The following is a 22,304-nucleotide window of genomic DNA, read 5'->3' on the forward strand; positions in this document are numbered from 1 at the left end:
AGTCAACCGCCGCCCCTCGCCGCCCACCCTTGCAGCTTGAAGTGGAACCGTTCGTGGCCGATCCGCAGTCGTCTGTCATCCGCACCGTCGTCGAGCAGTCCCGTCGTGTCCTGGACACGTACGGCGTCGACCCGGGCCTGATCCCCGAGCACGCCAACGGCGAGCGCCGTATCACCCAGGGCGGATACGGCGACCGGCAGCTCTTCGAGCTGGTCCAGAACGCGGCCGACGAGATGCGCGACGAGCCCGGCGGCCGGATCCATGTCGTCCTCACTGACACCCACCTGTACTGCGCCAACCAGGGAAACCCGGTGGAGCCCGAAGGGGCGGAGACCATCCTGCGGATGAGCACGTCCCGTAAGCGCGGTGGGCAGATCGGCCGGTTCGGCGTGGGCGTGAAGTCGGTCCTGGTGGTGACCGACGCCCCTGAGTTCTTCAGCCGCACGGGCAGCTTCGGCTTCGATCGGGCCTGGTCGTACGAACTGATCCGGAATGTGCCCGGGGTACGAGAGCGCCTCGGCGACCAATTCGAGGCACCCGTGCTGCGCATGGCCCGCGAACTGGACATGGCGGCCGAGCGCCTGCGGGACCAGGTGCTGGACGAACTGCTGGAGTGGGCGACTACGGTGGTCCGCCTGCCGCTGTTGCCCGGCGCGGCCGATCGGCTGGGCAAGGATATGCACGGGCACCAGGGCGCGGCCGGCCATGACACCCGTGAGGAGTTCCCTTCCGGCTTCCACTTGTTCTCCCCGCACGTGGGCCACGTGGTCTTGGAAGATCGTCGGCCCCGCCTGATCGCGCGCCGGTCACTCCACTCCGAGCAGGAGGGCGGTCTGTACACGATCCACGAGGAGCGCGTCGGCAAGCCGCCGGCCGACTCGCAGTGGCGGGTCTTCACCCTCACCCACGAGCCGACCGAGGTCGCCCGCCGCGACGCGGGGGAATTGCACGACCGGGTGTCCATCGACCTGGCGTGGGCGGTGCCGGCCTACCGCGCGGACGAGCGAAGCGGTCTGCTCAGCGCTGCCGACGCCCGAGGGCGCGGCAGGTTCTGGTCCTTCTTCCCGACCAAGTACGAGATGACCCTCAGCGGCATCCTGAACGGTGCTTGGAAGACCAACGAAGACCGGCAGAACTTGCTGGACTCCTCGCCCTTCAACGTCGAGATGATCCAGGTCGCGGCCCGCCTGGTGGTCGAGTCGCTGTCCGAGCTCGCCCCCGCCGAGGACCCTGGCGCCTACCTCCCACTGCTGCCCGGGCGTACCAAGGGTGTGGAGACCATCAGTTGGGCCGACCGGCTTCTCACCGAGCAGATCTGGGCCGCCAGCACAGCGCGTCCGTCGCTGCCGGACCAGGACGGAGTCCTGCGCAGGCCCGACGATCTGAACATCCACCCGGACCTGGGGCGGGACAACACCTCGACCAACCGCTGGCTGCGGCTCTGGCACTCGTACGCCGGGCGGCCACGCAACTGGGTACACCCATCGGTCGAGGCCACGGAGCTGCGAGCGGGCAAGGTCCAGCACATCCTGGGCGCGGCCGGACGGCAGCGAGCCTCGATCGTCGAGTGGCTGGAGGCGCTGGTCTCCGACGGCTCGGCGCCGGCCTCGGCCGACGCGATCCGGATCGTCGCGGACATGGTCGAGTCGGGGGCCTCCTGCTCTGCTGATGCCCGGAAGGCCAGGATCGTGCTCACCGAGGAGCACGGCCTGGTCGCTCCGGTGGGCGCGATGGTGTACCGACGCACCGAGGAGGACGGTCTGCGGGAGTCGCTGGTCTACGTCGACCGCGACCTGTCCGATGACCCATCGCTCTTCTCCGCTCTGACCACCCTTGGCATCCAGCAAGCCGACGTCCGAGGGCGTTTCGTGAGCGTGCTCGACCAGGGCTTCACCTCCTACGGTCCACAGGAGTGGAACCGATTCTGGGAGCTGTTCCACCGTGCCGGCGCCTCGGTGGTGGGCCACGAAGTGACCAAGCGGGTGTCGACGCCGATGGACACCCTGAGGGTGCGTACGGCGGACGGTCGCTTCCACGCCATGCGTGACTGCCTGCTGCCTGGTGTCGTCGTCACCGCGGAGAGCGACCCCGGGATCGCGGTGGACATGCGGTTCCACTCCGACGACACCGGCTTCTTCCGCGAGTTGGGCCTGCGAGACCGACCGACCTCCGGTCACAAGCCTGAGGCGGAGCCCTGGTTCGAGGAGTACCGGGAGGCCGCGCACGCGGCATACTGCCGCACCCTCGACGACCGGGCGAGCCGGCCGAGCCTGACTCGGGTCAGGATCGAGGGCGCCCCCGTCGCTGGGCCGCTGCACCTGCTGCCCCGACTCTCGGAGGAGGCACGCGCGGGCTTCCTCCAGGCGCTGCCGGAGGATGCGCTGATCGAGCACTGGACGCTGCAGATCGGGACGCAGGCCGGCACACGTCGGATGGCGCAGTCCCCGATCCGGTGGATGCTCACCAAGCATGGTCGCGTGAGGACTTCGCAGGGCCTCAAACACCTCAAGGAGGCCGTCGGTCCGCAGCTCGACGCTTACCGTGACGTGCTTCCAGTGGCGTCGATCAGCCAGGAGAAGGCTCGCAAGCTGGGGCTCGCTGACAGCGTCGAGAAGGTCCGCCCCCAGCAGTGGGAACAGCTCCTGGAGGAGCTGCAGGCCAGCGAGGACGACGCATTCATCGGCTCCACCTACGCCCTGCTGACCCGGCTGGACATCGACTTTCCCGACTCGCTGACCCGCTGTCGGCTCGGTGATGTCTGGGACAGCCGTGAGGATGGCGAGATCGCCGTCGCGGCGAGCTCGGAGGAGTACCGCTCGCTGCAGGCCTGGCGAGTTCCGGCGCTGCTGATGCCAGACCAGGAGTCCGCCGACCTCATGATCGAGAAGTGGGGCATGCTCCGGCACGACGACGTCGTCAGCCGGGAGACCCGACATGAGTCGACGGTGGCGGCGGTCCCACTCTCCGAGGAATTCCCCACGCTGCGGCAGAAGATGGGAGTCTCGGTCGGCACGTACTCCCTGCTGCGCTGCTCTGCGCTGGAGGAGATCGTGCGCACCCCGGACGGTCCGCACCCGAGGCAGCTGGAGAGCGCCCGCCAGGGCAACGTGATCAAGGTTCTCGACTCGCTGGACCGGCTCGGCACGCTCCAGGCCGTGGACCGCGAGCTGGGTCTGCGGATGGGCGAGGCCACCTGCCGCGCCCTGCTGGACGCCCAGGCTCGCCAGGAGCAGGACGGGAAGGTGCGGTCCGCGCTGAAGGCGATCCGCGAGGCGGAGGATGTGACGGCCAAATTGGAGCTGATGATCGGCGCGGAGGCCCTGCGCGAGCGGCTGCCCACCGGCCTGATGGAGGCCGAGCGCCAGGAGCTGGACGGTCAGGAGCCCACCGGGCATCGGATCGCGCAGCTGGCGTTCAACGCGCATGGCGACTCCGTTCTCAAGATCCATGCCCGAGACATCCAGGAACGCTTCCCGAACGCCCCCTCGTCCTACATCGGCGGCCCGGCAGCGGTCTCCTTCGTGGCCGATCTCAGCCTGCCCGCGCCCTTCGCCGGCTACCGAGCCCCGGCTCTCGAACAGAGCCTTACGGTGGAAGGCCCCCGCGACTTCCCGCGACTGCACGACTACCAAGAACGGCTCGCCCTCAACATCTTCGAGATGCTGGACCGGCTGGCCCCGCAGCGTGCGATGCTGTCGCTGCCCACCGGCGCCGGTAAGACGCGCGTCACCGCCGAAGCCGTCATCCGCTGGGTCAAGCAGGCCGGCACGCTCACCGGTCCGATCCTGTGGATCGCCCAGACCGAAGAACTGTGCGAACAGGCGGTGCAGAGCTGGCAGTTCGTCTGGAGCAAAGCCGGTGCACAAGCCCGACTGACGATCAACAGGCTGTGGACCTCGAACGAGGCGGCGCCGGTCACCGACGGACCGCAACTGGTCGTGGCCACCGACGCCAAACTCCACGTGTGTCTGGACACCGAACGGTATGCCTGGCTCAGGAACGCGGCACTGGTGGTGGTGGACGAAGCACACGTGGCAACCAGCCCGCGCTACACCGAGATCCTGAGCCTGCTGGGCCTGACGCAGCACCGAACCGAGCGGCACTTGCTCGGCCTCACCGCTACTCCGTTCCGCGGACACAACGAGGAGGAGACCAGTCGCTTGGTCAACCGCTTCGGCGCACGCCGGTTGGACGAGGGAGTCTTCCCCGCCGACGACGCCTACGGATACCTGCAGGAGTTGGGGGTGCTGGCGCAGGTCGAGCACCGGGAACTGACTGGTGGCACCATCGTGTTGTCCCGCGAGGAGCGGGAAAGCGCGGAGCAGTTCAGTCTGCTGTCCAGGGCCGCCGAGCAGCGCCTGGCCGACGACCACGACCGCAGTCGCCGCATCGTCGCGGAGATTGCGGCAATGCCCAAGGACTGGCCAGTGCTGGTGTTCGCCACGTCGGTCGATCACGCCAAGTACCTGGCGGCCAGGCTGAAGGACCGGGAGATCTCCGCGTCCTCGGTCGACTCCACCACGTCCGACAACGACCGCCGCGCCCGAGTCCGGGACTTCCGTGATGGCAGGGTGCGGGTTCTCACCAACTACGGCGTGCTCACCCAGGGCTTCGACGCCCCTGCCACCCGTGCAGTGGTCGTCGCCCGTCCTGTCTACAGCCCGAACGTGTACCAGCAGATGATCGGGCGCGGTCTGCGCGGCCCCCGCAACGGTGGCAAGGACACCTGCCTCATCCTCAACGTCCGCGACAACATCAGGAACTTCGACACCGCCCTCGCCTTCACCAAGTTCGAGCATCTGTGGAGCAAGAAGTGATCGTCTCCTCGGAGGACGACCCCGTCCTCACGGCCGAGCAACAGGCAGTCGTGGACCAGCCCTGGGACACGCGCCTGTTGGTCACCGCCGGGGCGGGCACCGGAAAGACCCACACCTTGGTGCGCCGCATGGATGCGCTGGTCGGCCACATCGACCCGGACGAGGCCCTGGAGGCCTCCGAGTTGCTGGTCCTCAGCTTCTCCCGCGCCGCCGTCCGCGAGTTGCGGGACCGGATCGCCCGGCACGGTGAGCATGCGCGCCGGGTGCGGGTGCAGACCTTCGACTCCTGGGCGTACTCCCTGCTGATGCAGGCCTACCCGGACCAGGAGTGGTCAGCGCTCTCCTTCGATAAGCGCATCCGGGCGGCTACCGACGCAATCGAGAAAGGGGCGTTGGAGGCCATGGAGGCCGGCCCTCCCGCACACGTGATCATCGACGAGGTGCAGGACTTGGTGAGCGTGCGCCGGGAGATGGTGGAGTCGCTCCTCGATCGGCTGCAGGACGCCTGCGGGTTCACCCTCGTCGGCGACTCCGCCCAGGCGATCTACGACTTCCAGATCGAGGAGCCGGAGGAATACGCCGATCGATTCGACCTCTTCCTCCGCTGGGTTCGCGCCTCCTACTCCGACGGCCTGGTGGAGCTGCGACTGACCCGGAACTTCCGATCCGTCACCCCCGAATCCCGCATCGCGCTTCCGCTCGGCCCCGCCATCCAGGCCATCGGCAGCGCCCCCGAGGGCGCGGACGCGGCGGCCGAACAACTCCACGGGGAGTTGCGCGAGCTGCTGCTCGACCTGCCCGACCTGGACTCGCTCACCGACGCGTTCACCTTGGACTCGCTGCAGTCCTTTCCCGGTACCTGCGCGATCCTGACCAGTGACAACCGGCAGGCCCTGATCGTCTCGGAGCTGCTGCACACACAGGGGGTCCCGCACGCCCTGCGACGCTCGCTCCAGGACAGGCCCGTACCATATTGGGTCGCCGAACTGTCGCGTCGCACCGAAGCCGCCACACTCAACGAGGAGCAGTTGCGCGAGCTGCTCGGCGGGTTTCCTTTGCCCGAAGGCACCGACCTGGACCGAGTGTGGCGGGCCCTGCGGGTGGCGGCCGGCGGCACGGGTCGGGGAACGCTCGACATGACGCGGCTGCGCAGACTGGTGGCGGAGCGTCGTTTTCCGGACGAGCTCGCCGACCCGGAACCGGCCCGACTGATCGTGTCCACGGTGCATCGCTCCAAGGGCTCGGAGTTCGACCGAGTGGTCCTGCTCACCCCGCCGACCGTCGCCGAGCTGCGTCGCCGCAATGACGAACTCGACGTACCTGCCGAGGCGCGCGCTCTGTACGTGGCGATGACCCGAGCCAGGGAGGATCTGTACCGCGTCACCGCACCGGAGACGGTGACGGTGCTCCGGCACAAGCCGACCAGCCGTTGGTACCGGGGAGTCCCGAGCCAGCGCCACAGGTGGCGGCGCGACGGCGTCGAGGTGCGGGCAGGCGATGTGTCTGTCCTGGAACCGGCCGACGCCCTGAATGAAGCCCCTGGTGCCCAGTCGTACCTTCTCGAGCAGGTACGCCCGGGGGACGCGGTGACGTTCCGGCGGCGGGACGCCATCCCGATGGGCCCCGAGCAGAGCCCCCGGTACGCGGTGCTGCACAAAGGGCGGGAGATCGGCGATGCCTCCGAGGTCTTCAGGAATGAGCTGTACTCCGTCCTGAAGGTGGGCGCGACCTGGGAGATCCAGTGGCCCGAGGAGATCTCCGGCCTGCGGATCGACTGCCTGGAGTCGGTCGCGGGCAGCCCGGCTGCCGGGGCCAACGCGGGCCTGGGCAACCACGGGGTGTGGATCGCCCCGCGCATCAGCGGAATCGGACGGTTCCGGCGTCCCGCCGCGACCGAGGAGGAGCAGGAATGACCATCCATGCAGGACGGCACGCCGCGCACTACGAGGTCCGTGAGGACCTGGTGGCCCGGCTCCGCCGGGAGCTGCTGGGCCCCGACATCGACGCCTCCGCCGAGGACCGCGTCGAGGTCCTCGACCAGGACGCCCCGATCACCCGCTACCCCATCGGTGTACTCTTCCCCCGACCGGCGGACGCCGAGGCCGGACGTCGTCTCCGGGAGGACGCCGCCGAGGAAGAAGGCCTGGACGAGGAACCCGTCACGGGGGCGGACAGCCTCGACGAATCCGGCCCAGCCGCCGAACGTCCCAACGCCGGAGACCGACGGCCGTCCTCAGTCGGCCTGACCTTCGCGGTCGACCTCGCCGAGTGCCAGGAGATCGTGGTCTCGGCTCGCGCCGCCGTGTACGAGCCGGAGGACGCCGAGGGACGCAAGATCTCGGCCCGCCGCAGCGAGGCCCGCACCACCTCCGAGCAGCGGGAGCGCTGGCGTCGGGTGGAGCTGGAGCTGCCGGACACCCCGGTCGACGTCACGCGCCCGGGCCGCGGTGCCTCACAGAACCTGATCGACGGCATGGCCCGGCTGGACGTCCAGGTGCGCCGCCCGTCGCCGGAGACCGGTACGGTCACCGTGACGGTCACCCTGGTCAACATCCAAAAGGTCGGTGAAAGGGAACTCCAGGACGCCTTCGCCCTCTTCCAGACCGGGCTGACCGTCCGCGCCGCCAACGCGTCGAGCGCGTTCGTGGAGCGCCCCGCCGCTCTGTCCGCCCAGGACCCCGAGTTGGAGACCAGTCGGCTGCTGCACCGCCACGCCCCCACGTTCGCGGCCGGCCACGGCTGCGCGGCAATGTGGGACTGGGCCCCACCTCCGATCGGCCTCACTGATGTGGTGCGCGCGGCCGTGGCGGAGGTGCGTACTGAGTTCGTGCCCACCCACGAGGTGCTGCTCACCGATTCCAACCCGGCGATCGACGCCGGCTCGCTCACCATGGTGGGCCTCGCCGAGGCCGCCGACACCGAGGTGATCGCTGCCTTGGAGGGGCTGGCTGTCGGCTATGAGCGGTGGATCGCAAGGAAGCGGGACGAAGCCGCCGCGCTCACCGGGACCTCATATGAGAAGGCCGCGTCCGATCAGGTCCAGTCCTGCGGTGAGTCCCTGGATCGGATCCGAAAGGGCATCACGCTACTGCGCGACAAGCCCGACCTGATGCGGGCGTTCCGCCTGACCAACCGGGCGATGGCGACCCAGCGGGCGCGCAGTGCCTGGGTCAAGAAGGGCCGGGTCGGCGAGCCGGACCTGGCCTCCGCGCAATGGCGCCCCTTCCAGATCGCCTTCATCCTGCTCTGCCTGGCCGGAGTGGATGATCGGGAGCACCCCGACCGGGGTGTGTCGGACCTGCTGTGGTTCCCGACCGGTGGTGGCAAGACCGAGGCGTATCTGGGCCTGATCGCGCTGACTACCTTCCTTCGCCGGATACGGCTCGGAAAGGATGGCGGCGGTGTCACCGTCCTGATGCGGTATACGCTGCGCCTTCTCACCCTCCAGCAGTTCGAACGTGCGGCGATCCTGATCTGCGCCATGGAACGATTGCGTCTCGAGAACCCCACCGAGCTGGGCAGCGAGGAGATCTCCCTCGGCATGTGGGTGGGTCAGTCCGCAACTCCCAACTCGCTTGACGTGGCCGCCGAACAGCTCCGTTCGGCCCGCTCCGGCAGGGTGTTGCAACGCGAGAATCCCGTTCAGCTGCACGCCTGCCCGTGGTGTGGGGCCGCCCTCGACGCACACCACTACTCGGTCGACAAGAAGGCCGTCCGGATGAATGTGCGCTGCCCGAATACCGACTGCGCGTTCACTCGCGGACTGCCTGTCCACCTGGTCGACGACACCGTGTACGAGGCCAGGCCAACCCTGGTGATCGCGACCGTCGACAAGTTCGCCTCGATGCCGTGGCGCGAGAAGACCGCTGCCCTCTTCAACCGCGACCGTCAGGACCCGACACCGCCCCCGGAACTGATCGTGCAGGACGAGCTGCACCTGATCTCCGGGCCTCTGGGCACCTTGACCGGCCTGTACGAGACGGCTGTCGACGTGCTCGCCGACCGTCCCAAGGTGATCGCCTCGACCGCGACCATCCGCCGTGCCGCCGACCAGGGCAGGGCTTTGTTCTCCCGAGAGGTGCGACAGTTCCCGCCCGCCGGCCTGGACGCTCGCGACTCCTGGTTCGCCGTGGAGACCCCCGCGAGCGAGAAGGCATCCCGCCGCTATGTGGGTCTGCTCACCCCCGGCACCAGCCAGTCCACCCTGCTGATCCGCACCTACGCCACGCTGCTCCACCAGGCGATGCGGGCCGACGCCACTGACGAGGTGCGCGACGCCTATTGGACATTGGTCGGCTACTTCAACAGCCTGCGTCTGTTGTCCGCCGCCGAACTGCAAGTACACGACGACGTGATCGCCTACCTGGAGCACCTGGCGGACCGCGACGCCTGCGAACCCCGCTCCGTAAGCAACTATTCCGAGCTGACCAGCCGGGTCACCGCCAGCGACATCCCGGCCCGCCTGAAGCAGATCGAGCGTAGGCTGACCGACGGCGACACGGTTGATGTGCTGCTCGCCACGAACATGATCGCCGTCGGCGTGGACGTGGACCGCCTCGGCCTGATGGCCGTGATGGGCCAGCCGCAGACGACCGCCGAGTACATCCAGGCCACCAGCAGGGTAGGCCGTGCCCACCCCGGCCTGGTCGCGGTGATGCTCAACGCGGGCCGCTCCCGGGACCGTTCCCACTACGAGAACTTCCAGCACTTCCACTCAGCGCTCTACCGCGAGGTCGAATCCACCTCGGTGACCCCGTTCTCGGCACGTGCCCGCGACCGGGGGCTCCACGCGGTGATCGTCGCCCTGGCCCGCATCCTGATCCCCGCTGCCCGCGCCGACGCCGCCGCGGGGAACATCGATGACTTCCTGGACGAGCTGAGGGAGAAGGTCCGGCCGAAGATCCTGGAACGGGTCGAGCGGGTTTCCCCGCAGGGGACCGCCGCCAAGGAGCTCTCGCACGTGGCCGCAGCCTTCGACGAGTTCGTCGACTGGTGGTTCGCGGTGGCCGAGGCAAACGGCGGTCTGTACTACGAACCGAAGCGCGGACGCCACATTCCCTCGCTGCTCAAGCCCTACAACGACGCCATGGAGGGTGTCGAGGCGTGGGAGACCCTGTGGTCCCTCCGCGATGTCGACGCCGAGTCCGCCCTGTTCATGGAGGCATCCCGATGACCCCGCCCCCTCCCCGCCGCCGGCGCGGCACCGACAACTCCGCTGCACCGGCCCGCAACCTGCCCCGCCGTGGTGCGGTCCGTCGGGCCCAGGCCATCACCACCTACGGCGTGGGGTCTCTGATCGCCGTGGAGCAGGAGTCCTTCATCGTTGCGGGCATCGACGCTGCGGAGGAGCAGTGGCCGCGCGATGAATCCCCAGTGATCCGCGAACCACGCCTCGCCCGCGTACTGGGCGTGAGCCACTTTCGCCTCCCACCCGCCTCAGGGGACGACAGCCGCGACGGCGTCCGGGTCCGCCGCTTCCCCCTCTGGCATCACTGCCCCGAGTGCCACGCGCTCGACCACGTACGGAAGTTCAACTCGGCGCCCGGGCGCAACGAGTGCGCCGAGTGCGCCGAGGCCTTGGTGCCGTCCCGTTTCGTGGTGGCCTGCGAGGACGGTCACATCACCGACTTTCCATACTGGAAGTGGCTGCACCGGGGTCGTCGCGGCGACGGCGAGGCCGGCTTCTGCGGCGGCCGAATGAGCCTGCATTCCTCGGGCCGTACTTCCTCCCTCCGTTCAGTGATGCTCTCCTGCTCCTGCGGGGTGCCGGAAGTGTCCATGGAGGGTTCATTCCGGCGCAGCGCCCTCAAGGATCTGAACATCCGTTGCGAGGGCAAACGCCCCTGGCTGAAGGACGCCCCCGATGTTTTCTGCTCCCAGCCTCCCCGGACCCTCCAGCGTGGTTCTTCCTCCGTTTGGCAGCCGGTGCTCCGCTCGGCCCTGTCCATCCCACCGTGGAGCGACACTCGGGTGAACGAGCTGGACAAGCATTGGGACAAGCTCCGTGGCTGCTCCACCCTCGCCGAGATCGAGATCCATCTGCAGTACATCTTCGACAGCGTCCCTTCCCCGGTGAGTCCCCAGCAGGTTTGGGAGTTGCTCACCGCTATGGAGGCCGACGACCCCACCGGCGAGGACAATCCCGACATCGACCAGGAGCAGCGCTACCGGGCCCTTCGAGACCTGGAGTACGAGCGACTGTGCGCCGGCAATCCGGAGGACTCCGGCCACCACACCGAGCAGTTCATCTGTGAGCCCCCGTCCGGTGATGGGAAGCTACTGCCCCCTCTCGGCCTGGTCACCCCGATGCTGGTGAAGAAGCTTCGCGAGGTCCGCGCCCTCAAGGCCTTCACTCGGGTCATCGATCCCGAGACGTCTTCCGAAGGCCATGAGGCAGAGCTCTCCCTTGCCCCGACCGACTGGTTGCCCGCAATGGAGGTTCACGGCGAAGGGGTGTTCCTCCGGCTTGACGAGGAGGCGGTCGATGCCTGGGCCGAACAGCCGGCCGTGGCCACCCGCGTGGCGCGAATGCGGCGCCGCCACCAGCAGGTCCTTACCGAACGGGCGTCCGATCCGACCCGAGTCCCGCTCTCTCCCGCCACCCCGCGCATGGCCCTACTTCACACCCTTGCGCATGTGATGATCAACGAGTGGAGCCTGGACTCCGGATACCCGGCGGCCTCACTCCGTGAGCGGATCTACTCGGGTGACGAGATGACCGGTGTGCTGATCTATACGGCCACCAGTGACTCGGCCGGCAGCCTCGGTGGCCTGGTCGCCCAGGGCGAAATCGATCGCCTTGCCCGGGCCGTGCGTTCAGCTGTCCACCGCGCCGAGTGGTGTTCCGCCGACCCGCTCTGCATCGAGACCGAAATCTCCGGCGCGGGCGGCACCAACCTGGCCGCCTGCCACGCGTGCGTGATGCTCCCGGAGACCAGTTGCGAGCACAACAACAACCTACTCGACCGGGCCCTCCTCATCGGCACTCCGGAGGACTCGTCGATCGGCTTCTTCGCTCACCTGCTCACCGAGTAGCACCGGGCAGTGATGCTGGGGTGGGACGGCACACAGTGTCCCGCCCCGGCGCTCGGCGTCGGATCGGCTCAGACGACGGAGTGCCCCAGCACCGCCCGGATCGCGAGGCCGAGGGCCCGGCCCACCGGTGGCGGCGAGGCGTGGCCCACCTGGCGATAGCGGGCCGTCTTGCGGCCGGCGAAGGACCAGTCTTCGGGAAAGCCTTGCAGTCGTGCCACCTGCTCGATGGTCAGCGCCACCATGCCGGTGAGGCCGAGTGAGGCGTCCCAAGGAAACTCCGGCCCGGGAACCTCATCGGCCACGGTGCCGCCATTGACACGCATGCGGGCCCAAGCACGCTTCGACCCGGTCGGCCCCAGATCAGCACCACCACGGTTCCAGGAACCCCCGACCAGAGTTGGGGCAACCCGGTCAGCTTGCGCAGCCCAGGCGGCCGCGTAAGGCCAGCCTCGCGTGGCCATGGAGGCACCCAGCGCCTCGCCCACGGTGATCGGCGACATGGTGTCAGGCACCGGGGTGATGAAGTCGTCAACGGCATCCCCCCGGAATGCCACCAGGATCCCTTGCCTACGGTCCTGCGGGACGCCATGGCCCATCGCATTGAGGACGAACCAATGGTGCCGGTATCCGAGGTGCTCGAGCTCGGCTGCGACATAAGCCCGGATTGGCTCGTATGCGGGCTTGGAGACCAGGTCCGGGACGTTCTCGATGAGCAGAGCGCGTGGCTGTACGCCGTGCATGAGCATGATCGTCGCTTCGAGCAGCCGGAGCTCCTCGGTGCTGTCTTCACGTGCCACCGCAGCACTCGCCTTTACTCGAGGCAGACCGGCAGCCAGAAGATCCACGTCATAAGTCGCCTGGTGGTCCACCGGATCGAAGTCCAGAAGGTCTGCTTCGAGAACCCTCCAGTCGGGACGGTTCAGGCGCAACGTCTCGCAGGCCACAGCACGGTTGTCCAGAAGCAAAATGGGATCGAACCCGGCCTGCTCGAGGCCGAGCGCGAGGCCTCCTGCACCAGCGCACACGGCAAGGCAGCTGAGACGTTCGGGGTGAGACTCTTCCATGATCACCGTTCGTGTTGTGGGAACCGCGACTTGGGTGGGCTGGGGAGGCTACCCCGCCCATGCCTCCGGTGTCATTCCGTTGTCCGGACATCAAGCTTCGTACTCCCTCCCCACGGGCGCGGACACCGACGATTACCCGGTACCGCTACCGATGCGACACGATCCCCACCGCCTGGCCCGCAGCCTGACAATCAGTCTGACGGGGGGAACGCGGCTTGGAGAAGCGGGCCCACAGCAATGCCGAAGCCGCGCTTCAGGCCAAGTCAGGCCACTCCAGCAGAGTTGCCTGGCGAGCTTCTTCTCCTGGGGCACAAAAGGGTGACATGCCCCCGGGTCAGGACTGCTCAGTCACCACTGGCGAGCTGAGCAGCGCCTCATGCGGGCCCTAAGCGCCTCCGGCACGCGACGACCCGTGGTTCGCCTGGAAGGTCTCCGTGACTGCGTCCAGCACCCCGGCCGTGCAAGTTCTCCTCTCGCAAGGGCGATGCGAGCAAAGGCAAGGTGACGAAAGGTCAAATCGCGTTGAGTCTACGTTCGTTCGGGTAGTTGATCAGATTCCACTCCCTCCCTGCCCGTATCCTTCTTCTGTCCCACCGGGCGACATCGACTGAGGAGGCAGAACGTGGCAGGCGTGAAGCAAGGCGATTGGGTGGTCGCGGCAGCGGACCAGGTCATCGCCGAGGGCAAACGCCGCGGCCCCGACTCGCCCCTGGTCTGTGCGTCTGGTGTCAGTCCGTCCGGTCCGATCCACCTGGGCAACCTTCGCGAGATCATGGTCCCGCACTTCGTAGCCGACGAGATCCGGCGTCGCGGGATGGAGTGCAAGCACATCCTGTCCTGGGACGACTACGACCGGCTGCGCAAGGTCCCGGCCGGACTGCCCGCCTCGTTCGCCGAGCACATCGGGCGTCCACTGACCGCAGTTCCGGATCCGTGCGGCGAACACGAGAACTGGGCGGAGCACTTCAAGGTTCCGTTCCGGGCAGCCCTCGCGGAACTGGGCGTCGAGGTCACCGAGATCAGCCAGACCGAGATGTACGCCTCCGGCGCCTACCGCGAGCAGATCCTGCACGCGATGCGGAACCGCGAGCGGATCGACGCCGTCCTCGGCCGCTACCGCACCAAGCAGGCACAGACCGCAGAAGCCGAGCCGGACGACGACGAAGGCGACGAGCCCGCCGGCAACGCCTACTACCCGTACAAGCCGTACTGCGCGGCATGTGGGCGGGACACGACCGCCATCAGCTCCTTCGACGAGGGCAGTACCGAGATCCGCTACAGCTGCCAGTGCGGGCACAGTGACGGCTTCGCGCTCTCCGAGGGGAACGGGGGCAAGCTGGTCTGGAAGGTGGACTGGCCGATGCGCTGGGCGTATGAGGGCGTTACCTTCGAGGCCGGCGGGGTCGACCACTCCTCCCCCGGTTCCAGCTTCACCGTCGGCTCCCAGCTGGTGCGGGAGGTCTTCGGCGGCCAACCGCCCTCCTACCTCGGCTACTCGTTCGTCGGCATCAGCGGTGCCGCCAAGATGAGCGGATCGGCCGGTGGCGCTCCCACGCCCACCGACGCCCTGCAGATCCTCGAAGCACCGCTGCTCCGGTGGCTGTACGCCCGGCGGAAGCCCAACCAGGCGATCACTGTGGCCTTCGATCAGGAGGTCAACCGGCTGTACGACGAGTGGGACGCGCTCGGCCGGAAGGTCGCCGCCGGGCAGGCTGAGCTGACCGAGCTGGCAGTACGGGAGCGCTCGATCGGTTCCGCAACTCGAACGCTGCCGAGCACCGAGCTGGTCCTGCCGTTCCGCACGCTCGCCTCTGTGGTGGACATCACCACTGGCGACGAGGAGCAGACGCTCCGAATCCTGCGGGACTTCACGTCGGACCCGCAGCTGGCAGACCTGGACCAGGTCCGGCCCCGGCTCGACCGCGCACAGGCGTGGGTAGCCGGCTACCTGCCCGCCGACGAGCGCACGCAGGTTCGGATGGAGCCCGACCGCGCGAGGCTGGGACAGTTGTCGCCGACCGAACGCGAGGCGCTGAAGCTCCTGCTCGACGGGTTGGACGAGCACTGGTCCTTGCCCGGGTTGACCTCGCTCGTGTACGGGGTGCCGAAGTTGCAGGCCGGCCTGGCGCTGGACGCACCCGCGACGCCAGAGCTGAAAGCGGCTCAACGGTCGCTGTTCTCACTGCTGTACGCACTACTCGTCGGACGGGACACCGGCCCTCGGCTTCCCACCCTCCTGCTGGCTCTCGGTACGGAGCGCATCAGGACACTGCTGAGCGTGGCGTAACCAAGCGGGGCGGGGCAGCATCGGGCCCCGCCCCAAATTTGTTCACTCCTGCACCGCGGTACCAGGTTGTCGGCGGAGCCCGGTGCGGCTGAGGATCTCGTCCGCCACCGTGCGGGGGGCTCGCTCAGCGGTGTCCAGGTGCGTGGCGAACAGCGGCTCGGCCAACGCGGCGAGGCAGCGCTCGACTTGCAGGCCCTCCCAACTGAGTTCACCCCACTTGTCCGGGCCTTCGCCCCGGGCACGGAGGCGGTCCCGGATCGTCACAGCATCGGCGAGCAGGGTGAAGTGCCGCACATCGTGCCCCTGTTCGCCCAACGCCCCGACGATCTGCCCGAAGACGGCACTCCGGACGATGGTCATAGGTACGAGGAGTGTCCGGCTGTACGCCCGCGCCGCCTCCTCGATCAGGCAGCGAGTCAGAGCCGGCCAGACCGGCTCCAGCTCGAACTCCTCAGTCCGCAGCTGTTCCGGCAGCTGCGACCACAGCATGTGCCCTACCTGCTCCGGGTCGATGACGAGCGCTTCGGGCAGGTCGTCCGCGAGGATGCGGACCGTGGTGCTCTTGCCGACGCCGAACGGGCCGTTCACAAAGACGATCATTTGTTGCACCTCCGTCTCGGATGTTCCTGACGGCCAATCAGAAGAGCTCGACGAACCGGCGCGGGTAGGTGCTCGCGTTGTAGCGCAGAACGAGGACCGAGTAGTTCTGGTGCTCGCGCAGCCGATTGGTGGCTCGCTTGATCAAGCGCAGCCGGGAGAGCATCGCCGCTCGTACGAGCGGGTCCTCGACGCCGGACTGTTCGCATACCCGGTCGACCGTGGAGACGCTGTAGTGCTCGATATCGGCATCGCTCTCTGGCGCGAGCGCGTGGTCGGCCTGGTATAGGACGTCAAGTCCCTTGAAGAGCGCCCGGGCCTGCTCCCAGGTCTCCATGGGGCTGCTGATACCGAAGACGTCGCGGCGCAGTTCGGCGACCTCCGGAGGCAGCGGTTTGCTGCTCCAGAACGGCGAGGCGAGGACGTAGCCGCCGTCGTTCAGGAGGTGCGGGAGCCGCGCGGCCATGGCCTCGGGGTCGGGGAAGAAGCCCAGAGCCGCGCCAACGACGATGTGGCTGAAGGTGCGGTTCGGGACGTAAGTGGTCCCGTCAGCCTGAACGTACTGCAGTCGCAGGTCGCGGCCGGTGTCGCGGTGGTTGTACCGGGCGAGGGCCACGGAGTCGGCGGACAGGTCGAAGCCGGTCGCACTGCAGCCCGTGAGGCGGGCGAGTTCCCGCGAGGAGAAGCCGGTGGTGCAGGCGACTTCGAGGACGGTGGAGTTCTGGTCCATCCGAGAGTGCAGCGCCCAGGCATTGAGTGTGGCATAGGCGCCGGGCATGACGTTGGTCTGGTTGACCATGGCGACGAAGTCCGGGTAGCCCGCCGACCAGACGTCGTCGGCGCTTCGCGGGATCCTGGGGATCGGCCAGGCGCGGGAACGGGGGGAGGTCGTGGTCACGCGTTCTCCTTGACGGCTTTGAGGGTGAAGCTGAGCGGGAAGGGGTCACGGTCTATGCGCCACCAGCCGGGCCGCTGGTCGGGAACCATCCATGCCAGCGGCCGCCAGGGCAGGCGGGGGTGTTCGGCGAGCTCGGTGATGCGCAGTCCGGCTTCGGCGATAGCCGTGACGACCTCGGAAATCGGGTGGTTCCAGCGGTACTGCGCATGTCCGATCCGCTGGCAGTCGTCGACGTAGGTGCCGGCCTCGGCGTCGACGACGGGTTCGCGGTGGCGGAAGTACGGGTTGCGGGGCAGGTAGCCGGCGCCGTCGCGCTCGTCGTCCCAGATGAACAGGTGCGGGTGCCCTTCGGCGAGGAAGAACTCGCCCCCTGGTCGCAGGTGTTCGGCGATGGTGCGTGCCCAGGCCCTGAGGTCGGGGAGCCACATGAGGACGCCCCAGGAGGTGAAGCAGATGTCGAAGGTACGGCCGAGTCGGCAGGTGGAGACTTCGGCCTGCTCGAACTGCGCCGGCACGTCCAACTCCCGGACCAGCGCGTGAGCCTGGGCGATGGCCGCTGCCGAAAAGTCGATACCGGTGGCGTCGGCGCCGAGCCGGGCCCAGGAGAGGGTACCGAGGCCGAAGTGGCACTGGAGGTGCAGGAGGCTCCGGCCTTGGACGTCGCCAACTCCGGCTAGCTCCAGGTCGTCCAGCGCGAGGCCTCCGTTTCGGAAGCCGTCGAGGTCGTACCAACCACTGGCTGTGTGGAGCGGGACGCGCGCGTCCCACATCGCCTGGTTGCGAGCCAGCCAGTCGGCCTGGTCCAGGTCAGCGGCAGTCGCGGGCGGTTTCATTGCAACTGCTCCGGTCGAGGCGAGGGGACGGTCAGTGGCACGCCGTCCCGGCGGGCAAGCTGTACCAGTCGGGTGACGCTGAGTCCGATGCCGACGCAGGGTGGGACACCGCCTTCAAACATGGCGATGACCTGCCGGTAGTCGCGGTGGACGGGATGCGGGTCCCGGGCGAACTGCCGCTGGAAAGCATCGGCGAGCACCCCGGGATCGAGCTCGTTGCGACTGACCTCGGCCACTTCAAGGCCATCGACATACAGCCAGATCCGCTGGGCGGCCCGGCCTGTCCCGGCGATGAGCGGTGAGCCCGGGCCGGGGATGCTCTCGACGGCCACGAGCCCCTGCATCCGGTGCCGTACGGCGCTTCGCCACAGGCGGCGGGCCATGATGTCGGGGTCGTCGGTGCGGGCGGCGGTGACGGGGATCTGCTCGGCGGCCAGGGCACGGACCGCCGAAGCGTCAGACGGATCCACGCCGGAGAGCTCCCTGAAGGCGTCGTCGAAGGACAGTCTGCGCAGCGGTCCCCGCTGTGCGGTCACGCTGCGGATGAGGCTGACCGCGTACTCCGTCATCCTCGCGAGGTCGAGGTCGGCGGCGTACGCCTCCAGCATGAGGAACTCCTTGGCCGACTGCCCTCGTAGGCCCTCGTTGCGGAAGCTGGGGCCGATCTCGTAGCAGCGGCTCATTCCGGAGGCGATGATGTCCAGCAGGGCGAGCTCGGTGGTGACGCGGAGGTACTGACGACGTTCTGCTGCGGTGGCCCAGGTGCTGAAAGGGCGGGCCATGCCGCCGAAGTAACTGTCCGTCAGTACCGGGGTGATCACCTCGGTGAATCCGCCATCGGCCAGGTGCGTACGTGTCCGCCGCAGCGCTTTGCTCGCGGCAGCAGCCTTGGGAGCGGCCCGTAGGGCGCCGGGCTGGTGGCGCTCCAGGTCCGATACGAAGAACGTGGGCTGACCGGTGCTGCTGATCCCCTGGGTCCCGCGAACGGCCACCAGGTCTCCGGGTCGTAACCCCGCGGCCAGGTCACGTCCAATGGCGAGCTGCGCGGTGCGGCCATCCCAGTGCAGGTCTGCGAAGCTGATGCGGCGGTGCTTGCGGAGGGCGAGGATCCGTCCGCCGAGGCGGATCACGCCGTCCTCGATCTGTCCGTCCTGCCGTTCGGACAACGGGAACGCCTCGGATATCCCCGGCTGGCTCGCCCGGTGAAGGTGATCGCCCAGGTGGGCGACGAGCGGGTCCTCCGGCCCCACGAGCCGGAACAAGAGCGGACCGGCGTCGTCGGTACGAGGGTCGAGGAGCCAGGCAATCCGTCGTGACAGCCAACGCCGTTGAGGGTCATCGGCGGGCGGTAGGCGGCGCAGCAAGTAGCGGGCCGCGGCAGCCCTAAGCACGACCGTGCGGCACGGTATGGCCCCGGTCAGCGCGGGTATCGCCCGCCCGAGCCGCTCCAAGTCTGCCTGCCCTGAGGGCCAGGGCTCTGTCCCCGGAGCCATGGACACGGTGATCGCGTGGAGGAGCACGTCCTCCTCGGGAGGCCCATACGGCCGTTCCGGGCGGATGGCGGTCGGTAGCGGGGAGCCGCTGGTGTGACCGTGTAGCCGCACTGCGCGGTAGGGGCCCTGGGTGAGGAGGCTAGCAATGCCGGCGAGCAGGTCGGCGCCCTCCGGTACTTCGCCGCCATCCGCAGCGAAGAGTCCGCGCGCTGCGTCGAGCAGTTCCCTCGGGGCGTCCCACGTCGTCCTCGGGAACGCGGCATGGGTCGCCGCGATCTCTGCGGCGAGCAGGCTGTAGTCGGTAATCGTCCTCACGCCGACTCCCGCCGAACAGCGGTCCCGCTCCGCCACCACTGCACCGGCGCGTCGCCCTGGTGGAGCGGCCACACGAATTTGAGAGCCTCGACGTCCTGCTGGGCGAGGTCGACGTCATACGGGCATCCCCGAGCGGCATACGCGCGGCGGATCATCTGCCGTACCTCATCGGCGATGACTGAGCCTCGCGGCGTCGCATGCCGGTCGAACGAGGCCACCGGTTGGAGAAGCAGGAAGGTTGAACCGGAACCGAAGGTGAACCGGGGCGAGTCGGCCGGATAGCAGGGGGCGAAGGCCAGAGCGAACCACCTGGTCCCACACAGGGTCAGCCACCAGTGATCCACCCCGGCGTTGCTCAGTGTCTCCGCTGCAGCATCGCCGTCCGCTTCCAGCAACCCGGCGAGAATCTCGCGGGTGGTCGCGGCGAGAGCGCCCAAACTGAGACCGTGGCGGGCGTCAGTGAGCTCGATGAGGAGTCCGTCCAACTCGTCGGCGTCCGCGCGCGATGCGAGGTCCGCCAGGGTGCTGGCGGCGGCGAGCCCGGCAATTCGCGCGTCAGCACCACGGAACGGGGGTGCGGCTTCGATCCGTGCCCGGGTTGCGAAGGCACAGGCGGCCCGCTGCTGGATGTGCTGGAAGTCGGCGCCGGGTTTCTCAGCCATTCGCCACCGCCGCGTGGTCCTGGTAGCTGCGCGAGACCTGCGGGCCGTCCGCGTGCTGGTACTTGCCCTGGTAGAGCTCGATCGGGCCGTACGGCACCCAGAACGTGACCTGGGCGATGAGCATGCCCGGCCAGATCCGGACAGGCAGCGTGGCGTACAGCTGGAGCGTGGAGCGGCCGACGAATCCGAGGTCGATGAGGTCGGCGGTGACATGGACGAACAGGCCGAGGCGAGCGGTGCCCGACTTTGCGTGGATCAGCGGGACGTAGTGGTCGCTTCCGATCCGCTCGGCCGTCTCGGCGAGCACGAAGTCGCCCGGGGCGAGCAGGTAGCCGTCGTCCGGGATGTCGCGCAGCTCGTACGCGGGCTCACGGCGGGGGTCGAGGATCTCGTCCTGGTAGAGGGCGAGGCGTCGGCCCAGGGCGAGGTCGTAGGAGTTGGTGGTGCAGCGGGTGTTGTCGAAGGGCGCCACGGTGATGCGGCCGTGGCCGACCTGTTTGGCGATCTCCGGTCCGGTGAGGATCACTGGCGCGCCCCGATCCGTGACTCGCAGGGGTCGTTGAAGGCGGCGTATAGCGCCGGGGTCGGGCGGATGGTCCCGGTGTTGCGCCAGAAGGAAACCTGGCCGACGACCATGCCGGGGTAGATGCGGATGGGGCGGGTGGCGACGATCTCCAGCGTCCAGCGATGGCAGGAGGTGGTGTGACCGAGGTCGGCCGACAACTGCAAGAACAGGCCCAGGCGTCCCATCGAGCTGCGGCCGATCAGCGACATGGCATAGACGGAGCTGCCGATGGTCTCTGCGGTGTGGCCGAGGTACATCCGGTGCGGGCTGAGGACGTACCCGTTCTGGGGCAGTTCCAGTTCGACGAACCGGCCCTTGGCCTGGTCGTAGCGCTTGAGGCGTTTACCGAGGCGGTAGTTGTAGCTGTTCGGGTTGACGGCCTCTGGGTGGAACGGCTCGATGATGATCCGGCCGGCTTGTACCTCTTGGGTGATGAAGGGACCGGTGAGGATCACGCGGTGCCTCCCAACACGCGTTTGGAGGTCACCGGCAGGCGGGCTGCGGACCGCAGGACCTGAGACGGCCTCCAGCGGACTCCGGCGCGGTCGATGCTGAGCGCCTCCGACTCGCGCATGAATGCCTGGAGCAGCGCGGTGGCTTGCATGCGGGCCAGTGCCGCACCGAAGCAGGCGTGCGGTCCGTGGCCGAACCCGAGGTGCGGGTTGGGATGCCGCTCGGGGCGGAACTCCTCGGCGGAGGCGAAGACTTCCGGGTCGCGGTTGGCGGAGGCCTGGAGCAGAACGAGGCGCTGCCCGGCGACCACCGGAATGCCGAAGACGTCGGTGTCGTAGACGGCCGCACGCGCCGTGATCTTCGACGGTCCGTCGAGCCGGAGGACCTCCTCGACGAAACCGGCGGCGAACGTGTCGTCGGCGACAACTGCTTCACGGTGCTCCGGGTGGGCCGCCGCCGCGATGAAGAGGCTCGACATCAGGCTGCTGGTCGTCTCGTGGCCTCCGACTAGCAGAGCGATGCAGTTGGCGGTGATCTCCTCTGTGGTCAGGCGGTCGCCCTGGGCTTCTGCCTGTACCAGCCCGGAGATGATGTCACTGTCGGGCCTGGCGCGGCGCTCGTCGATGACGCCTTCGAAGTACCGGGCAAGGCGTTGCCAGGCGAGAGCAACGAGCCGTTGCTGTTCCACCGTCAGCTTCGGTTCCGCGACCAGAACCACGTCGTCCGACCAGGCCTTGACGACACCCTGGTCGGCCTCCGGGATTCCGAGCAGGGCGCTGATGGTGTGCACCGGCAGAGGCTCGGCCAGTTCAGTGACGGCATCCCCGCCGCCCTTCGCGGCGAACTCGACGACAAGTGTGTCGGCGGTCCGCACGATGGTGCTCCGGAGGTCGGTGATCTGCCGTGGGCTGAATGCCTTGGCCAGCAAGGCCCGAAGCCGCGGATGCAGCGGCGGCTCCGCATACAGCACCCAGGACGCGACCGGGGCCAGCAGTTCACGCAGCTCCGCCGGCAGCGCGCCGACCATCCCCGCCGCGGTGGGGGCGCAGATGAAGCCCGGGTCCCGTAGCAGGTGGCGGACCTCCCGGTAGCGCGGGAAGACGAGGCGTCCGTTCCCAAGGTCCGGACAGTCGATGGCCCGGGGGCCGGCAGCGAGTTCGGCAAGGGCGCTATCGGGCGCATCGCCTTGCAGCGCGGCCAAGACAGTTGCTTGATTCACTGACTTACTCCTTCCTGGTTGCTTGGCGCGGGCCTCGAAGGCCGTAACGACGTGCTGCTTGTCGGT

General features: G+C 68.4%; 14 protein-coding genes. 5 read left to right on the top strand and 9 right to left on the bottom strand.

Annotated elements, in window-relative coordinates; translation table 11 throughout:
* Positions 1–53: 53 nt before the first annotated feature.
* Genes P3T35_RS12320 through P3T35_RS12335 form a run of 4 tightly spaced genes read left to right on the top strand, consistent with a single transcriptional unit; the run spans position 54 to position 11,852 of the window.
* Positions 54–4,817: a DEAD/DEAH box helicase family protein gene (locus P3T35_RS12320; RefSeq protein ID WP_101384877.1), complete on the top strand. Its 4,764-nt coding sequence runs from the start codon at positions 54–56 to the stop codon at positions 4,815–4,817.
* A complete protein-coding gene (locus P3T35_RS12325; RefSeq protein ID WP_101379324.1) occupies positions 4,814–6,730 on the top strand; it encodes a UvrD-helicase domain-containing protein in 1,917 nt (638 codons plus the stop codon). Before P3T35_RS12320 ends, P3T35_RS12325 begins: the two co-directional genes overlap by 4 nt.
* Positions 6,727–9,990 (top strand): helicase-related protein, encoded by a 3,264-nt coding sequence (locus P3T35_RS12330; protein ID WP_101379325.1) that lies wholly within the window; start codon positions 6,727–6,729, stop codon positions 9,988–9,990. The genes P3T35_RS12325 and P3T35_RS12330 overlap by 4 nt, the downstream gene beginning before the upstream one ends.
* Positions 9,987–11,852 carry a DUF1998 domain-containing protein gene (locus tag P3T35_RS12335; protein WP_101379326.1) on the top strand — a complete coding sequence of 622 codons (1,866 nt, stop codon included), beginning with the start codon at positions 9,987–9,989 and terminating at the stop codon, positions 11,850–11,852. The genes P3T35_RS12330 and P3T35_RS12335 overlap by 4 nt, the downstream gene beginning before the upstream one ends.
* 68 nt (positions 11,853–11,920) lie before the next feature.
* Here P3T35_RS12335 and P3T35_RS12340 read toward each other — a convergent pair whose 3' ends face one another.
* Positions 11,921–12,916, bottom strand: a complete 996-nt coding sequence (locus tag P3T35_RS12340; protein ID WP_101384878.1) for a DNA cytosine methyltransferase — start codon at positions 12,914–12,916, stop codon at positions 11,921–11,923.
* Between the two features lie 622 nt (positions 12,917–13,538).
* Here P3T35_RS12340 and lysS point away from each other — a divergent pair.
* Complete coding sequence (gene lysS, locus P3T35_RS12345) at positions 13,539–15,203, top strand: lysine--tRNA ligase (protein WP_101379327.1); 1,665 nt, start codon at positions 13,539–13,541, stop codon at positions 15,201–15,203.
* A 42-nt stretch (positions 15,204–15,245) separates the two neighbouring features.
* Here lysS and P3T35_RS12350 read toward each other — a convergent pair whose 3' ends face one another.
* From P3T35_RS12350 to P3T35_RS12385, 8 genes are read right to left on the bottom strand one after another with little or no spacing between them, the layout of a single operon-like run.
* Entirely contained in the window at positions 15,246–15,803 is a 558-nt protein-coding gene (locus tag P3T35_RS12350) for an AAA family ATPase (protein WP_101379328.1), read from the bottom strand.
* Between the two features lie 37 nt (positions 15,804–15,840).
* Positions 15,841–16,698 carry a class I SAM-dependent methyltransferase gene (locus tag P3T35_RS12355; protein ID WP_101379329.1) on the bottom strand — a complete coding sequence of 286 codons (858 nt, stop codon included), beginning with the start codon at positions 16,696–16,698 and terminating at the stop codon, positions 15,841–15,843.
* The gene (locus tag P3T35_RS12360) at positions 16,695–17,531 is read right to left on the bottom strand and encodes a class I SAM-dependent methyltransferase (protein ID WP_101379330.1); all 837 of its coding nucleotides are present in this window, start codon (positions 17,529–17,531) and stop codon (positions 16,695–16,697) included. Before P3T35_RS12360 ends, P3T35_RS12355 begins: the two co-directional genes overlap by 4 nt.
* Positions 17,528–19,375 (bottom strand): amino acid--tRNA ligase-related protein, encoded by a 1,848-nt coding sequence (locus P3T35_RS12365; RefSeq protein WP_143676751.1) that lies wholly within the window; start codon positions 19,373–19,375, stop codon positions 17,528–17,530. Before P3T35_RS12365 ends, P3T35_RS12360 begins: the two co-directional genes overlap by 4 nt.
* Positions 19,336–20,001 carry a hypothetical protein gene (locus P3T35_RS12370; RefSeq protein WP_101379332.1) on the bottom strand — a complete coding sequence of 222 codons (666 nt, stop codon included), beginning with the start codon at positions 19,999–20,001 and terminating at the stop codon, positions 19,336–19,338. Before P3T35_RS12370 ends, P3T35_RS12365 begins: the two co-directional genes overlap by 40 nt.
* Positions 19,994–20,527, bottom strand: coding sequence for a dCTP deaminase (gene dcd, locus P3T35_RS12375; RefSeq protein WP_101379333.1), 534 nt, complete (start codon positions 20,525–20,527; stop codon positions 19,994–19,996). The genes P3T35_RS12370 and dcd overlap by 8 nt, the downstream gene beginning before the upstream one ends.
* Positions 20,524–21,021 carry a deoxycytidine deaminase gene (locus P3T35_RS12380; protein ID WP_101379334.1) on the bottom strand — a complete coding sequence of 166 codons (498 nt, stop codon included), beginning with the start codon at positions 21,019–21,021 and terminating at the stop codon, positions 20,524–20,526. The genes dcd and P3T35_RS12380 overlap by 4 nt, the downstream gene beginning before the upstream one ends.
* Positions 21,018–22,220 (bottom strand): cytochrome P450, encoded by a 1,203-nt coding sequence (locus P3T35_RS12385; protein WP_101379335.1) that lies wholly within the window; start codon positions 22,218–22,220, stop codon positions 21,018–21,020. The genes P3T35_RS12380 and P3T35_RS12385 overlap by 4 nt, the downstream gene beginning before the upstream one ends.
* Positions 22,221–22,304: the final 84 nt, after the last annotated feature.

The sequence above is a fragment of the Kitasatospora sp. GP30 genome (genome assembly GCF_029892145.1).
GTDB classification, from domain to species: Bacteria; Actinomycetota; Actinomycetes; order Streptomycetales; family Streptomycetaceae; genus Kitasatospora; species Kitasatospora acidiphila.